Source organism: Enterococcus sp. AMC1157 (genome assembly GCF_058216555.1).
The window spans coordinates 1888989-1905339 of record NZ_CM177099.1 but is presented as its reverse complement, the minus strand read 5'-3'; the positions used below and the strand labels follow the sequence as shown (position 1 = coordinate 1905339).

Here is a 16351-nt window from a genome sequence, read left to right as displayed (position 1 = left end):
GTATCAGACTAACGGTTTTGAGACTTGAAAAGGAAATCAATTGGTATTTTTCTCTTGCAAATGAACTAAAAATCTCATGTTCCATCAGATGTTGATTTTAAACAAAAAAATGATAGAAAACCTTGAATAAAAGGCTTTCTATCATCTACTTTTTATTTACTATCCAACCCTCGACCTGAGGGGGCTCAACCAAGCCCCTTCGCATCACCGTTTATAGTTATATAGTAATGGTTTTGGTAATGGTTTGTACTCAATTTTCACGCATACGCCTATGTTTTGTAAAGTTATTTTAAGTCAAGTCCACAATCCTGTGTAAAATACTATACAATGCTCTCACTATTTTTTACTTGGCAAATTTAATATATTTTCTTGATGAAGAAAGCCACTCATCGTGTTGATCAATAAGGACTGCTCCGATTAAACGATTGGCTGAAACGCAGTTTGGAAAGATACGAATAATCTTTTCTCTTCTGCGTACTTCTTGATTCAGTCGTTCAATTAGATTGGTACTCTTTAGTCGATTGTGGGAATTTCCTTGTACGGTATATTGAAAGGCGTCTTCGAATCCATCATCCAATGATGCGCAAGCTTTTGAATATTTTGGTTGATCGATATAATCATGAATCAATCGATTTTTAGCCTCACGCGCTAAGTTAATATCTGTGAACTTAAAAATTCCTTTAACAGCTTCTCTGAAAGATTTTGAATTTTTTTTAGGAATGGTGGTAAAGATATTTCTTAGGAAGTGAACTTGGCATCTTTGCCAACTTACGTTGGTGAAGGATTTTCTAATGGCAGAGACTAATCCTTTGTGCGCATCAGAAATAACGAGTTCCGTACCTTGTAAACCGCGTTCTTTTAGGTATTCAAAAAATGTTGTCCAGGTCTCTTCGCTTTCGCCACTTTGAATCATGAAGCCGATAATTTCACGGTCGCCATCTTTGGTTATTCCAATCGCTATATGACAGCTTTTTGAGAGTACTCGATTTTCTTCTCGTACTTTTATATAGAGTACATCGGTCATTAAGTAAGGATAATTTTTTTCTGATAATAAACGATTCTGCCACTCGTTAACCATTGGTTCTAGCTGTTCTGTTAAGCTAGAAACGAAGGACTTAGAGACGGATTTACCACAAAGTTCTTCCACAATTTTTGATACTTTACGAGTTGAAACGCCTGATACATACATTTCCAACATTGAAGCAATGAGGGCTTTTTCGTTTCGTTGATAACGTTCAAACACTGTGGGTGAAAAATGGCCATCACGTGTTCTGGGTACTTTTAATTCTAGCGTGCCTATACGTGTCGTAAAGCTGCGCTCATAATAGCCATTTCGTTGACTTTGTCGGTTTTCTGTTCGTTCATATTCTTTTGCTTGAATATATTCTGTTCGTTGATTTTCCATTAGTTGATTAAATACCGTTGTTAAAATATTTTTAGAAACGTCATCCTTTACAGAATATTCAATAATGCTTTGAATCTCTTCGCTTTTCAGTGTAAAATGTACTTGGGTCATGTAAAAGTCCTCCTGGGTATGTTTTTGTCGTTAAAAACATTGTACCGTAAAAGGACTGTTATATGGCCTTTTTACTTTTACACAATTATACGGACTTTATCTTATTTTAAAATTCTTATTATTAGGTTAATGGAGTAATTTTTTTCTATTTTATGTTTAACGAACTATTTTTTAAATCTGCTTTGATGTTTAACTTTTTTAGATACATTTTTACAAAATCTTTATGCACTTCAGGATATTTAGGTCCAAATGATTATTCCGTGCTTTCAAGTCCCCATTTACGGATGGTCGAGTCTTTAGATATCTAATTCGAGTCCGCCTTTTCGTGTAAGGAGTCCGGAAAATAGCCACGCTCATTTAAAAGCGTGGCTGATTTAATATTGTTCAGGTCATATTCGTTTTAGCGAGTTGTTCTCTCATGTTTAGTTGTCCGGTATCGAACCAGACAGCATTATGCACAATTCTGTCCATGATGGCGTCCGCGTGGACGTCTCCACCTAATCTTTTATGCCAATCTGCTTTACGAAATTGCGTGCAATAGATAGTGGAACCGGAGTCGTAGCGACGCTCGATAATTTCAAAAAGAAATTTTAAATCTTCTTCCGATACGTCGTCAAGTAATCATTCATCAATAATGAGCAGACCATAATTGGAGAATTTTGTGATGAGATTCGTTACACCTTTCGATTTAAGCGTTGCTTCATCTCGCTCTATTAGTAAATCAGGTAACCGAATGTAACGTGTCCGGATCTCTTTCTTACAGGCTTCCCGACCTAAAGCACAAGCTAAAAAGGTTTTTCCTGAGCCAGTAAAGCCTTGAAAAATAACATTTCTACGGTGATTAATAAAACTACAGGTTGCCAGTTCTTGAAGTGTAGGACAATCAATATCTCGCTTTTCATAATAGACAGAAGAAAAATGAGCATCTTGAATACGGAATTTCGACCGTTTAATCTCCTCTAATCCTCTCACTTATACATCATGAATCTTATTGTGAAGATTTAACTGCATCTAGTGGATTTATGATTGAATTTATTCTCCCTTTTCTCTTTGTGTTTGTGATTTGACCGCAACAAAAAATGGCAGACATCTACTCCGATCAAAGATTAGATAAAGCCTGCCATTATACATTTGGACGATCTATTCATCCAAATTTTAAGTTAATAAAACAGTTAATAAAAAGTCCTATCATGCTATTTTCGTCTCTTTTTATTTAATATTCGTAGCCATCAAACCAATGCTGTGTTCTGTTTGCAAATTTGACTAATAGCAACATAGTAGGAACCTCTATCAAAACACCTACAACGGTTGCTAAAGTTGCACCAGAATTTAATCCAAACAATGCAATTGAAACAGCTACAGCAAGTTCAAAAAAGTTACTCGTTCCAACCATAGCTGCTGGTGCTGCAATGGAGAATGGCAATTTACACGCTTTTGCTCCACCGTATCCGAGGAAAAATATGACAAGATTTTGAATGATTAGTGGAATAGCAATTAATAAAATATGGAATGGATTACTTAGAATTCGTTCACCTTGGAATGAAAAGATAATAACTAAAGTTAGTAGTAAACCAATCCGTGTGGTCCCATCAAATTTATTCACAAAATCTTTTTCAAAATAATCGTCACCTTTTTGCTTTACCACGTATTTCCGAACAATAATTCCTAGAGCCAAAGGGATTACAATAAATACAACAATGGAAAGAAACAATGTTCCCATCGGTACAGAAACATTACCTACCCCTAACAAGAGCGCAACGATTGGTGCATAGAGAAAGAGAACGATAATATCGTTTATGGACACTTGCAAAAGCGTATATGCTGGATCACCCTTTGTCAATTCACTCCAAACAAATACCATAGCTGTACAAGGCGCAGCGCCTAAAAGAACAGCCCCAGCTATATATTCTTTCGCTAGTTCTGGACCCAAAAATGGTCTGAATACCACTAAAAAGAAAAAGGCAGAGATAGCAAACATTGTAAATGGTTTAATCAACCAATTAATGGTTGTTGTTAAAATTAATCCTTTAGGTTTTTTGGTTGCATTGACGATACTACTAAAATCAATTTTTAACATCATTGGAAAAATCATCAACCAAATTAAGATCGCCGTTGGAATAGATACATTGTAATATTCAAATTGACTTAAAAATTCTGGAATTGCAGGCATAACCTGACTTAATAATACTCCTACAACCATAGCAAGCGCGACCCAAAGGCTTAAGTAACGCTCCCATAGCCCCATACCGCTATTTTTTTGTGATAGTGTTTTTTGTACTTCATTTTTCATCTTGACTTTCCTCCAAAATTTAATTTGTTTTTAACCAAGAACGACAGAGGCTAAACTGCCTTACTTCGCTCTACTTTCTTTTTCTTTACAGACACAATCAGTTGAATATGTTAATAAATGAATCATTCCTTGAATGTCCTGTTCTGAGGTTTCTTCATTAACTGAGTCATGTTGCTAGATATTATTTTTTTAGCAGAACCATCCCTGCGTTCACTAACACCTTGAAATAGTGGGACAAAGTCAGTTGTATGAAATCAAAAACCTTTAAAATATAACAGCGCTACATTTTTTCGCATGATAGCATGTCCAAAATCTTTCCTCGTTTTGTTAGGACAAGGCTTAAGATTTTTTGTATATTCTTCGTAATTTATTGCGTTAATCTTTCTATTAAACTATAGAGTCTTCAGTTTCTTGCAAAGAAATACCTAACCAATCAGCAATTTCTTCATTCGTTGGATAAGCACCGGTTTTAACAATTTCTCCATCTAAAACAGTAATTGGCAGAGAGTCTTGTCCTTCATTTTGCATGGTGTCTATGACGTTTTGATTTCGTACAAACGAATTAGGATTGGAAGCAAGATTGTAACGGATCATCATCACATCGTCTTCTTCTTTCACTTGTTTCATCACACCCGTAATACGTAGTAAATCCTCGTCTACTGAAGGACCACATACTCCAGTACTACAGCATAGGGCAGGTTCATAAATGGCTAACTTTTTCATATTGATCTTCCTTTTCATTTATTGTTGTATGACAAATACATCTTTCAGAACTTGAGAAAACACTTTGAAGGATTTCTGTTATCTCGGTAGATAATTCTCGATTCACCGAATAATGATGCCAAGTTCCTATTTTTTCTGTAACAATTAAATCCGCATCTCTTAATAGTTTTATATGATGGGAGAGAGTTGGTTGAGTAAAATCAAAGTGTTCAAGCAAATCACAGGCACATAAAGTATCGCAGGATAGTAAATCGAGTATCTTTACTCGGTTTGGATCAGATAAAGCTTTCATTTTTTCAGCAAATAATTCATAATTCATTTATATTCTCCTTTGAGATTAAACAATTGTAGCAAGAACATCATCTTTTAAATCAAAAGGACTCCAGTCGATGACCGCAAAATGTCCATTTGATAATCCATCGACACGTTGGATCCATTCTTCTTCCGATTTTGCACGAGCTAACAATGTTTCATTTGTAGTCCCTGTTGATAATAAACTGTTATTAACCACCCACCAAGTATGTGCAATACCTGCACGATCTAAATCTTCTTGCAGACGAATGGATTCATAGACAGGTGTATTTTCAGGTAATGTCACCATGACCACTTCTGTTTGGTTGTGATCTTGTAAAATTGGAAGTAGTCGAGTAATTGATTCTGGTACTTCTCCAGAAGTTCGCTCCACCTCTTGGGCATAGCTTTGAGAAGATTCTAAAAGTAAAAGTGTATGTCCCGTAGGAGCAGTATCAATAACCACCACATCTGCTTCCGTCATCGAAACAATTTCAGCAAATTTTCTAAATACCGCAATTTCTTCTGTACAAGGTGAGTTTAGATCTTCTTCTACATAAGCTAAGTCCTCTTCCGACATTGATTCACGCGCTTTAGCTAAAACTTCATTTTGGTAAAGCTCTAACTCTTTTTTCTCATCAATATGGCTAACCCCAAGAGTATCTGATTCATGCACAATATAATTTAAGTGAGCTGCAGGATCGGTCGTTGTTAAATGCACTTTTTTACCTTTTTCTACAAGTCCTTTCGCAATGCTGGCTGCAATGGTTGTTTTCCCTACGCCACCTTTACCCATTGTAAAGACAACTCGTTTGTTTATGTTGTATAAATCATCGATAACAGTTTGTAAGCGTGGGAATTCTTGAGATTGCACTTCTTCATGAATGATTTCAGGTTGTTCTTCACTAAGTAATAAACCGATACTTTCAATACTTGCAAGATTGTAAGGTCTTAATGGAATTTCAAAAGCAGGTAAGTTTTTAAGATTTTCAGGCATTTTGTTTAGTGCATCTTGTTGAATTTCATAGTATGTTTGAGAAATCGTATCTGTCGGATGTTCTAAAAGACCATTCACAATCAATTTTTGGTTTTCAACCCCTAATGCTCGTAATTCTTCGGACGCACGATTGGCTTCGACTAATGGTCCTTCTTGAGGACGAGTCACGAGGATTAAAGTTGTCATTTCAGCATTGGCAAGTGTTTCTACTGCCAAGCTATAACTTTCTCTCTCTTCATCTAAACCAGATAATTGCCCCATACAGCTTGTGCCAGTTGTATTTTCATCAAAGAAGTTTGTCCAAGCAGAAGGTAATTGTAAGAGTCTTAATGTATGGCCGGTAGGTGCTGTATCAAAAATGATATAGTCGTATTGGTCAGATATATCAGGGCTTGTTAAGAATTTTGCGAACTGATCAAAAGAAGCAATTTCTGTCGTACATGAACCACTTAATTGTTCTTCCATATTTTGTACCGCAGCGTCTGGTAGAATCCCACGATATGGACCCACAATGGATTCTTTGTATTCTTCTGCAGCACTGACTGGATCAAAGTTAGCGACGGTTAAGCCAGGAATTTCTTCAATTTCTGTTCCGTTATCATCTAGTTCTCGTTCAAAAACATCTTGTAAATTACTGGCAGGGTCTGTACTCACTAATACAACTTTGAAACCTTCATTCGCTAATTGAATAGCTGTTGCACTAGCGGCAGTTGTTTTCCCAACGCCACCTTTACCTGTATAGAATAAATACTTAGTATTAATATGTTTTTTTGGATCAAAAATTTCCATTCTATTTTTCACTCCTTTGTTAAACGATTTGGACGAAATGATTGACTTTTTTTCAATAATCAATGACCTATATAAATGATTGTCTATGTACAGTGTAAAAAAGCGAGTTATGTGACAAAAAACTTGAAATAGTTCACTAAATTTTATATACTTCACCTACATAGAAGATTGTCTATGTATTAAATATAAATAACTGTCTATGTTTAGTCAAGCCATCTTATCATTTTTATTTACCTCATTTTGTCGAAAGGTCATTAGGGATATTTTTTGAGAAGGACACTTATTTATTCCCCCCTTTCATTCAACTTTAGGTAAATAGTAAATGAATACCTAACTATCAGGAGGAGTATTACAAATGAAGAAAATATTTTACGAGGACATTAAGAACCAACAACTGGTTGATGTTCGAACTCAACATGGGTACCAAGAGGGACATATTAAAAACTCTCTCAATCTTAACCCAAGTAACTTTAAAACGTATGCAACTTATTATCTCGATGTAAATCAACCCGTTATTTTTATCGTTGGCTCTGAGGAAGAAGCTCATTTAGAAGAACTTTCTGAACTTGCTGATGAATTAGGTTTTACTCAAAACAATGGATATCTTTTGATAGATGAAGTCCCCAAAGAAGACTTACAGACAACGGAAACTATCCCTTCTGAAGATTTCCTGAATAAATCAGATGATTTTATATTACTTGATGTCAGACATCCAGATGAAATTACACGACCAGCACCTGAGAAGAATTTGGTCAATATTCCATTTGAGGATTTAGTTAATGATTATCAATCACTGGATACGAGCAAACAAATTTTTACGCTTTGTGGATCTGGTAACCGAAGTACTGCAGCGGCTTCTTTCCTTGAATCAAAAGGATTAAATCCTAAAGTAATTGAAGGCGGAATGAAAGCCATTCTAGAAATTGGTAAATAATAAATTATAAGATGTTTTCAAAAAAATGGCTTTGCCGTTCCTGTAAGGATCTGCAAAGTCATTGTCCGTTTAAAAGTGTTTAAACGTGCATGTAGAACATCAACTTTTCCCGTTGCACCCTTTTTTACCCCGCGCAACACGATAATTTTGAAATATCATTATTATAACCAAGCGCTGTAAGTTTCAGTCCTTCCACGATCGTTAAATAGGGAGCCATTGTGTCTGTTAAATCCTCGATTGTTAACCCAACTGTACCTACTCCGGGATTTGTAAATATTACTCCAGGAACAACGGATAGATCGATCTTTTTATTTAAACCACCCATTGCATTATCTGCTGCAATCTTGCCTTCATATGCTGCTACGTATACAAACTGAGGGCCTAAGAAAACATCTCCTGCCATATAAATCCGATTATTGCTTGTCTGACCATATTCATTCATTAAAATTTCATGGTTTTCCCCTATATCAACACTAGCTGCACTTAAACTTAAAGCGTCTGTATTCGGACTTCGAGCAGTCGCAACTAATACTTAGTCAGACTCAATCGTTTTTTGAATACCGTTTTTAGTGAGTGTTAGTTTTTTAATACCACCGTCTTGTACGATATGGTCATAATTTATACCAATATTAACCTGTATGCCTCGTTCATGAAGGGCTTTTTCAACTGCTGCCGAAACTTCTGGATCATAATCTTTTAGTAATTGTTTACTTCCCTGTACTAATGTTACTTCAGCACCTAAATTGTGGAATAATTGACCGAGCTCTAGCCCAATATAACCTGAACCAATAACAGTCAATCTTTCTGGAACTTCTTCTAGCTCTAATAAAGTTGTACTCGTTAAATAATCGACATGTCCACTTTAATTTTAATTTTCTGTTAAAAGTCATTATATAAATTTAAAAGATTTATTATTGCAAGAAAATCAAATAGTTAAACAATCAAACAATCGTTTGACTATCACCTCATGTAGAATGTATAATATCTATATTATAATCAAATGGACGTTTGAATGAGAGGTGAATGAAATGACTGAAGTCTGCCAAACGACGATCATACATCCTGAAAAAGTAGATGTGGTAAAAAATAAATTAGAAAATAAAGATTTATCGAATTTACTTGTGTTAGGAAAATGTTTTAGTGATTCTTCTAGAATTAAGATATTCTATGCTTTAGAAACCTTCAAAGAAATGTGTGTCTGTGATTTAGCCGAAGTATTAGACGCTAGTATTGCTACGACGTCACACCATTTGAGCTATTTAAAAAAGCAAGGCGTGGCGAAATCACGTAAAGACGGAAAAGAAGTCTACTACTCGTTAACGAATGAAGAAATCCTTTCGACTATTCGTATAGTTTTAGACATGCCAAACAGCTTATCTTTGACGTCTTAGTTTGGAGGAGAATATTTTGTTACAAATTATTTTTTCAGCAATTGCTGTGTATATTTCGACCAGCATCGATTATTTATTTATCTTACTGATTATTTTCTCGCAAGCCTATACACAAAAAGGACTTCGTCAGATTTATTTCGGGCAATATCTTGGAACCGGCATTTTAGTAGCCATTAGTTTATTTGCTGCTTATGTGCTGAATTTTATCCCCCAAGATTGGATGTTCGGACTTTTGGGACTCATTCCTATCTATTTAGGTATCCGAGTTGCTATGGGAGGCGAAGAAGAAGCAGAAGAAGAGGAAGTCGTGGAGAAGTTAGAGTCCAGAGGGTCCAACCGTTTGTTTTGGTCTGTTGCTTTAATTACAATTGCTTCCGGTGGAGATAATTTAGGGATTTATATTCCTTATTTTACCGCTCTATCTGTTTCTGAAATAGTCATTGCTATAGTCGTTTTTGCTCTATCGATTGCGGTGCTTTGCTACATCAGTTATCGATTGGCAAAAATTTCGTTTGTCTCTGAAACATTGGAAAAGTATGAACGAATTATTGTACCGATTGTCTTTATCGGTTTAGGAATCTTTATTATGCTAGAAAACGGGACCATTCAAACGTTATTCGGTTTATAAGGCTCGTATGTGAAAGACTAACTATATAAAGTCAAGTGAAAATAAATAAAATCTTCTGATTGAAAAATAACGAATAAGTGCATCACAAATAAACCTCAGAAAGATTATTTTTTCACTACTGACGAATTTCATACGGTTCATTCTTTGTTAGAATGGCATGAATAATATAGCATAGCTTTCTTGAAACAGCGCCAATCGCTGTAAGATGGTGTTTTCCTTCTGCTCGTTTCTTATCATAAAAGGCTTTGAAAACTGGATCACATCTGGACGCAATGAGTGCCGCTTGAAACAGTGCTTTTCTTAAGTAGGGAGAGCCACGTTTACTCATCACGTTGTGAGTGGCTTCATATTCACCAGATTTTGAGACAGACGCATCGATTCCTGCGTAAGCTACTAGTTTTTTAGGCGTAGAAAATTTCTGAATATCGCCAATTTCACCTAAAATCGTCGCACCAAGGACAGCTCCAATACCAGGAACGGTTTCTATGACCGAATGAAGAGAAGCCATTAATTGTGCAATTTCTTCTTCTGTTCGTTTAATTTGTTCTTCTAAAAAGCTGAGTTGATCAATCATAGAACGTAATTGAAAAACAAAGGCATCTTGAGCAAAACGAACACCAAAAGAATGAGCGGCGGCTGTTTTCAGTGCCTCTGCCTTGCTTTGTCCAACACGACTTCGACTCGCTACACGGAGTGTTTCAGCTAATGTTTCGGCAGAAACTTGATTGAATTCATCAGGAGACGAAAACTCAGATAGGACGGCTTTGGAGGCCTTGCCAAAAATGCCAACTTTTGAAAACACCTTTTCGTACTCAGGAAAGATTTGGTCTAGTATGGCAATGACTTTTCGTTTAAAGTCGCCAGCTGTGCCAACAAGATATGAACGATAACGAGTCAATTGACGTAAGGAGAACATGGTTTCGTCCGCTAAAGCTGTTTCGTTGAATGAACCGTAGCGAATTAAGTCAGCAATTAATACTGAGTCGATACTATCATTTTTTCGTTTACGAATTTCAGTTCCTTTTCTCCAGCCATCTGTTTGAATGGGATTGATGACGTGAACAAGAAACTGTTGTTCATCAAGAAATGAGAAAAGGGCTAACCAATAGTGACCGGTGGCTTCCATACCAACAAGAAAGTCCTCTGTGGAATCAGAGAAAGAAGTAAGTCGTTCTAAAAGAGCGTGAGTACCGTCCAAAGAATTCGCAAAAGAAAAACCTTTAAGTAGGACTTTTCCATCGTCATTCATGACGGAAGCGACGTGTGTTCGTTTGCCAATATCAATACCTAGATAAAACATAAGCACACCTTCTTTACAAAATTTGGATTGATTGCCACTCAACTGAAAAGCGTCACTACCTTGTTCTAGATACGGAGTAAGGCATTTGCCTTCAACATCTAACTCATTCGTAAACAGCTTAACAGAGAGAGGGATTAGTCTTTCGATTACGAGTTTGAAAACTCAAGGAAGAAACAATCTACCTCTCAATCCATTAAGTATATTTTCTCAAATAATTGAGTAAATACCAAATAAAAAATAACAAAAGGTTCCTAAGGTTCTCCTCTAAAAATCGGAAGATTAAAGCCTTAAATATAATATACAAGGAAGAAAACGATGAGTGAAAAGAAGAAATCGCATCAGTGGCTCCTGGAAGGAATTGACTGCGCCAATTGTGCTGCTAAAGTGGAGCGAGGCGTGGCTTCAATTCCCGGAGTGACTGAAAGCAATGTGAATTTCATGACAGAAACCTTGAGGTTTGAGGTTGCTGATGAACAAGAAAATTTAATCTTAGTCAATATACAAGAAAAAATTAACAAGTTGGAACCCGACGTTACTTTAAAAAACAAAGCAGATGGGCAATTGATTAACATAAACCCAGCAATTGCTTTGGAAAGTCAATCCAAAGAAGATGAGGAAAGCCATCATGAATGGCTATTAGAGGGAATTGATTGCGCCAATTGTGCCGCCAAGATTGAAAATGGCGTGTCTGAAATAGACGGTGTCATAAATAGTAACGTGAATTACATGACCCAGACATTAAGCTTTGATCTTGTGGCAGAAAATGACACTAAAACTCTTTCTTCGGTTAAAACTAAAATTAGAAAACTAGAACCTGATATCATCCCTCTTATAAAAGCTACAGGTCAGGAAGTTGGAGAAGACAGGGGTCTCCAGTCAGAAAAATCGGGTCAGAAACAGAATCACAAAAGACCAGAAAATTGGGCAATTAAGTTAACCATCGGTCGCTTAATCCTTGCCGTGTCAGTGCTTTTACTGGCAAGTTTTGCCCCCATTACCCCTTCCCTTTCCTTTGGTTTGTTTGTGGTCGCTTACCTTGTGGCCGGCTATGATGTGATTTGGCGAGCCGTTCGAAATATCTTTAATGGCCAAGTCTTTGATGAAAACTTTTTGATGACGATTGCGACACTTGCTGCCTTCTATGTGCAAGAATATCCCGAAGCAGTAGCCGTCATGCTTTTCTATCAAGTGGGGGAAGTTTTTCAAGATGTGGCCGTAAACAAATCACGTCGCTCAATCGCAGACTTGATGGATATTCGTCCGGATTACGCCAATATAAAGTTAGCCGATGGCAGTACACGCCAAGTTTCACCAGAATCGATTAAAGTCGGCGATACCATTCTCGTACGTCCAGGCGAAAAAGTGCCCTTAGACGGAAAAGTGGTCAGCGGTTCTTCCGCTATGGATACGTCTGCTTTAACCGGTGAGTCAATGCCCCGAAGTGTTAAAGAAGGTGACGACGTTTTAAGTGGTTTTATCAACAAAAGCGGCTTGCTAGAAGTCGTGGTTGAAAAGCCCTTCTCAGAGTCAACCGTGACAAAAATTCTCGAGCTGGTTGAGAATGCAAGCAGTCGTAAAGCACCAACCGAACAATTCATTACAAAGTTTGCTCGTTACTATACGCCGATTGTGGTCATTTTAGCTGTCTTATTAGCTGTTCTTTTACCCTTGACTATTCCTGGAATGACGTTTAACGATGGTGTTTACCGGGCAGCTATTTTCCTTGTTATTTCATGTCCTTGTGCCTTAGTTGTTTCGATTCCCGTCGGTTTCTTTGGCGGAATTGGTGCTTCTTCACGTAAAGGGATCTTAGTGAAAGGCGGCAACTTCTTAGAAGGCTTAAACGATGTTAAATATGTCATTATGGATAAGACGGGAACCTTAACCAAAGGGGAATTTGAAATAACCGATATTCAATCGACACCAGAATTCAATAATGAAGAACTCTTAGAACTAGCCGCTTATGCGGAAACCCATTCTTCACACCCGATTGCGGTTTCTATCAAAGAACATTACGGGAAAGAGATTGATGAACGACGAATTGATGAATACAATGATCTCTCAGGCCATGGTGTTCAAGCAATTGTTAATGGGAAAGAGATATTAGCCGGAAATGCTAAATTAATGGCTAAATATGATATTCCTTTTAAAGAAGTAGAAGAAGTCGGAACGGTGGTCTATTTAGCTATTGAGGGTGTTTATGCTGGTTACCTTTTGATTGCCGATACGATTAAAGAGGACGCTGCAGAAGGTATAGCCTTAATGAAAGAAAAAGGCGTCGAACATATCATTATGCTTACGGGCGATTCAAAAGCGGTCGCTGAGGCTGTTGGAAGTAAATTAGGCATCGATGAAATCCACTCGGAACTTCTTCCACAAGACAAAGTGGAGAAAATGGAAGAAATTATGGCGCGCAAAAACAAAAAAGAAAAAGTTGCTTTTGTGGGCGACGGTATCAACGATACGCCTGTATTGGCCCGTTCAGATATCGGGATTGCGATGGGTGGCTTAGGATCAGACGCAGCCATTGAAGCGGCGGATATCGTGATCATGGACGACAAGCCGTCTAAAATTGGAACGGCCATGCAAGTGGCCAAAGATACTCGCCAAATTGTCTGGCAAAATATCATTCTTGCACTAGCCATCAAAGGGGTATTTTTGGTTTTAGGTGCCCTTGGTGTTGCTTCGATGTGGGAAGCTGTTTTTGCAGATGTTGGCGTAACAGTTGTTGCTGTATTGAACGCCATGCGTGTTTTGAGAAAATAAATGTTAATACTATCAGGTGTTAAGTATAAGATAAAACAATAGATAGCAAAGGATGAGAACGCAATTTGCATTGCTCTCGTCCTTTTTTGTTTGATAATGATTAACCAATTACTCCTTTTTTGAACCTTCTTTAAAATCAAGATTGATGTTATCAAATATTCAGAGAGCATTTCAAATCGAAAGCAAGGTCATTGTCCGTTAAATCGTCTCTAAATCACTTACTAATAACAGTAAAGTTTCATATTTATTACTTCTAGAGTACTTCTTGGTAGCGTAAAATATCTTGTGTAAACTGAATAACTGGTTCTAATAGCAAAGAGGACCCCAACCTTGTTACAATGTTAAGTGACAAAACAAAACATAAACAGGGAAAGAAGGCGTCCTCTCATGAGTTATTTTACCACGAATTTGATGGAAATACTGTACCAAGGCGAGTCGATTGACGAGTTAATTCGAGTAGAACTCGAAAAAGCTGTGAACGAGTTGCCACAGCAAGAAATGACCGCTTTACTGCAATACGACAAGTACGAGTTTTCAGGCTACGGGAGCGACAATTCAAGGAATGGCTCCTATGAACGTTTTCATCAAAACGCGCTTTGGAGAAATCTGTGTTGTCATGCCTCGGGATCGAAACGGTCAATTCAGTCCAGTGACCCTATCGCCCTACCAACGGTCTACCGACGACCTGGAGCAAATGGTCATTAAGTTTTACCGGCAAGGATTGACGACGAGAGAAATTGCGGAACTGATTGAGCGCATGTATGGCGCCCACTATAGCCCACAAACCATCAGCAACATGAGTCTTGCCATGGAAGAGCAAGTGCATGCGTTCCATACCCGGGCCGTTGCACCTCATTACACCGTGCTCTTTTTGGATGCAACGTGGTTGAATGTCCGGCGCGATAGTGTTTCAAAAGAGGCGGTTCACTTCATGGTAGGCATTACACCACAGGGTCATAAAGAGGTATTAGATTATGTGGTCTTTCCCTCGGAGTCTTCGCATAACTACCAGGAAATGCTTTTGTCGTTGCAAGAACGAGGATTGGAACGAGTCGATCTCTTTGTCAGTGACGGGTTAGCCGGTATACGCGATGCTTGCTTGAGTGTTTTCCCACAAGCACTCCATCAATCCTGCTGGGTTCATCTGTCTCGTTCCGTAGCCCGCATGGTGAGAGTCAAAGATCGAAAAGAGGTCTTGGATGCGTTAAAGGATGGCTATCAAGTAGAAGACCTTGAGGCAGCACAACAAGTATTAGCAGCCTTTCTCGAACGCTTCGGGAAGAAGTATCCCAAGCTTAATGACAAGTTCTCCCTCGATCATCCGAGTTTATTTAGCTTTTATGCGATGGATCCAGCCATTCGCCGGAGTGTCTACACGACTAATCTACTCGAAGGCTTTAACAAACAACTCAAGCGTTTGACCAAGCGTAAAGAACAGTTCCCCAATGAAGCATCATTGGATCGATTCCTTTGTTCTGTGTGCATCGATTACAATCGAAAGTTTGGTTCAAGGATACACAAGGGATTCGGTCAGCTCGTCAATGGATAAACGAAAAATAGCAGGGTTGGACTTTACACAAGATTCTTGACACTATGGCTAAATCCTGGAAATCCCCATAAGCCGGTAATTCTCAAGGAATCTCTTGCAATTCCAAAAAAATCTATCACCCCTCGGTTATCCTCAGAAAAATCTTGATAAGAGATATTCGTAAATACCTTCTTCTCACGAGCTTGACGCTGTGCCATCTGCTCATCAACTAATTCAAATAACACGGTAGCTCGTCGAATATGTGAGGCACTAGATAGTAACGTAACAAAGTGAATATCTTTTTCTTCTTCGATTAATTTCAACGAATAAATACTATTCTCCATACTATCAACCGCCTGATTCTCTTGCAAAATTCGTTGAGGATCAATACCGTTACGAATTAGCCAACTGCTCATTTGCCTCGCTTCTGTAAACCCATTTTTTTCGATACCTCCACTTACGATAATTTTGGAGCTAGAAAATTGGACTAAGGCTTCTTTGGCTATCTTTAGACGTTCCATTAAAGGTTCCTGCATCGTGCCATCATCACGTAATTCATACCCTAACAAGACAAATAGATGATTTTTCTCCGGCAATGTAGCTGGCATGTCGATCGTTAGCGGGATATCTTTTGCCGTGTCCATTTTTTGCTCTAACCAATGAAAATGGCGCTCTGCTTTTTTGAAAGCAGGTATGGCTAACTCTTTCTTTGCTTTTACATATAATTCTTGTTGATTCAAAGCTTTCGCATAAAGGCCGATATGGATTAAGGCTTCCTCCTTTTTCATCTGTTTATAGGCTTGAAGATAATAGTTGAAGCCGGATTCAATTTCACCGGTATTCATGGAAAGAAACCCTAACCCCATTAAATAGTTCCCTTCCTCGGGATTTAATGTATACAACCTTGTTAAGAGTTCTTTTAACAGCTTCGAATTTTCTTGCTCTCCAAAATTTTTCATGGCAATTTTTGCTCGTTCTTCTAATCGCAATTGTTCATTTTCATAAAAATTAGTTCTTTCTTGAGCCAAGCTTTTATTAAAGGCTTGACTCTCAGCAAAGTTTCTATTCAATCCATCCAAAAACATCGATTCACTCCTTGTAATCTCATTACTGACTTGTCTTTGTAGATACTCCTAATGATTGTACCCAACAAAACAGAACTATCGATTAAAGTTTCAAAATAGTTCCGTAAAAAAAC

Annotated in this window: 11 protein-coding genes and 4 pseudogenes; 6 read left to right on the top strand and 9 right to left on the bottom strand. The window is 37.7% G+C overall.

Annotation, left to right across the window (positions count from 1 at the left end; genetic code table 11):
• Nucleotides 1-343 precede the first annotated feature (343 nt).
• The 6 genes and pseudogenes from AC4BBX_RS09045 to arsA all read right to left on the bottom strand — a co-directional run bounded on the left by AC4BBX_RS09045 (nucleotide 344) and on the right by arsA (nucleotide 6606).
• Entirely contained in the window at nucleotides 344-1516 is a 1173-nt protein-coding gene (locus AC4BBX_RS09045; protein WP_049055336.1) for an IS256 family transposase, read from the bottom strand.
• A 384-nt stretch (nucleotides 1517-1900) separates the two neighbouring features.
• Nucleotides 1901-2488: pseudogene (locus AC4BBX_RS09040) on the bottom strand (ATP-binding protein).
• Between the two features lie 241 nt (nucleotides 2489-2729).
• Nucleotides 2730-3806 carry an ACR3 family arsenite efflux transporter gene (gene arsB / locus AC4BBX_RS09035; RefSeq protein WP_490453532.1) on the bottom strand — a complete coding sequence of 359 codons (1077 nt, stop codon included), beginning with the start codon at nucleotides 3804-3806 and terminating at the stop codon, nucleotides 2730-2732.
• Between the two features lie 387 nt (nucleotides 3807-4193).
• The gene (gene arsD, locus AC4BBX_RS09030) at nucleotides 4194-4529 is read right to left on the bottom strand and encodes an arsenite efflux transporter metallochaperone ArsD (protein WP_490453531.1); all 336 of its coding nucleotides are present in this window, start codon (nucleotides 4527-4529) and stop codon (nucleotides 4194-4196) included.
• Nucleotides 4507-4848, bottom strand: coding sequence for an ArsR/SmtB family transcription factor (locus tag AC4BBX_RS09025; protein ID WP_091482171.1), 342 nt, complete (start codon nucleotides 4846-4848; stop codon nucleotides 4507-4509). Before AC4BBX_RS09025 ends, arsD begins: the two co-directional genes overlap by 23 nt.
• A gap of 18 nt (nucleotides 4849-4866) precedes the next feature.
• Entirely contained in the window at nucleotides 4867-6606 is a 1740-nt protein-coding gene (arsA, locus tag AC4BBX_RS09020) for an arsenical pump-driving ATPase (RefSeq protein WP_490453530.1), read from the bottom strand.
• A 355-nt stretch (nucleotides 6607-6961) separates the two neighbouring features.
• On the opposite strand from arsA, the gene AC4BBX_RS09015 reads away from it, so the two are divergent.
• A complete protein-coding gene (locus tag AC4BBX_RS09015; RefSeq protein WP_490453529.1) occupies nucleotides 6962-7540 on the top strand; it encodes a rhodanese-like domain-containing protein in 579 nt (192 codons plus the stop codon).
• Nucleotides 7541-7664: 124 nt separating this feature from the next.
• Here AC4BBX_RS09015 and AC4BBX_RS09010 read toward each other — a convergent pair.
• Nucleotides 7665-8393: pseudogene (locus AC4BBX_RS09010) on the bottom strand (FAD-dependent oxidoreductase); the annotation flags it as partial.
• A gap of 175 nt (nucleotides 8394-8568) precedes the next feature.
• Here AC4BBX_RS09010 and AC4BBX_RS09005 point away from each other — a divergent pair.
• Nucleotides 8569-8931, top strand: coding sequence for an ArsR/SmtB family transcription factor (locus AC4BBX_RS09005; RefSeq protein ID WP_490453528.1), 363 nt, complete (start codon nucleotides 8569-8571; stop codon nucleotides 8929-8931).
• 16 nt (nucleotides 8932-8947) lie between these two features.
• A complete protein-coding gene (locus tag AC4BBX_RS09000; protein WP_490453527.1) occupies nucleotides 8948-9559 on the top strand; it encodes a CadD family cadmium resistance transporter in 612 nt (203 codons plus the stop codon).
• Between the two features lie 115 nt (nucleotides 9560-9674).
• On the opposite strand, the gene AC4BBX_RS08995 is transcribed toward AC4BBX_RS09000, so the two are convergent.
• Entirely contained in the window at nucleotides 9675-10859 is a 1185-nt protein-coding gene (locus tag AC4BBX_RS08995) for an IS110 family RNA-guided transposase (RefSeq protein WP_490453526.1), read from the bottom strand.
• Between the two features lie 315 nt (nucleotides 10860-11174).
• Between AC4BBX_RS08995 and AC4BBX_RS08990 the strand changes: the two are divergent.
• From AC4BBX_RS08990 to AC4BBX_RS08980, 3 genes and pseudogenes are all read left to right on the top strand, one after another.
• Nucleotides 11175-11369 (top strand): annotated as a pseudogene (locus AC4BBX_RS08990) (cation transporter); the annotation flags it as partial.
• Nucleotides 11370-11447: 78 nt separating this feature from the next.
• Nucleotides 11448-13625 (top strand): heavy metal translocating P-type ATPase, encoded by a 2178-nt coding sequence (locus AC4BBX_RS08985; protein ID WP_490455795.1) that lies wholly within the window; start codon nucleotides 11448-11450, stop codon nucleotides 13623-13625.
• 387 nt (nucleotides 13626-14012) lie between these two features.
• A pseudogene (locus tag AC4BBX_RS08980) lies at nucleotides 14013-15174 on the top strand (IS256 family transposase).
• A 23-nt stretch (nucleotides 15175-15197) separates the two neighbouring features.
• On the opposite strand, the gene AC4BBX_RS08975 reads toward AC4BBX_RS08980, so the two are convergent.
• Nucleotides 15198-16238: a YdcF family protein gene (locus AC4BBX_RS08975; protein ID WP_490453525.1), complete on the bottom strand. Its 1041-nt coding sequence runs from the start codon at nucleotides 16236-16238 to the stop codon at nucleotides 15198-15200.
• Between the last annotated feature and the right edge of the window lie 113 nt (nucleotides 16239-16351).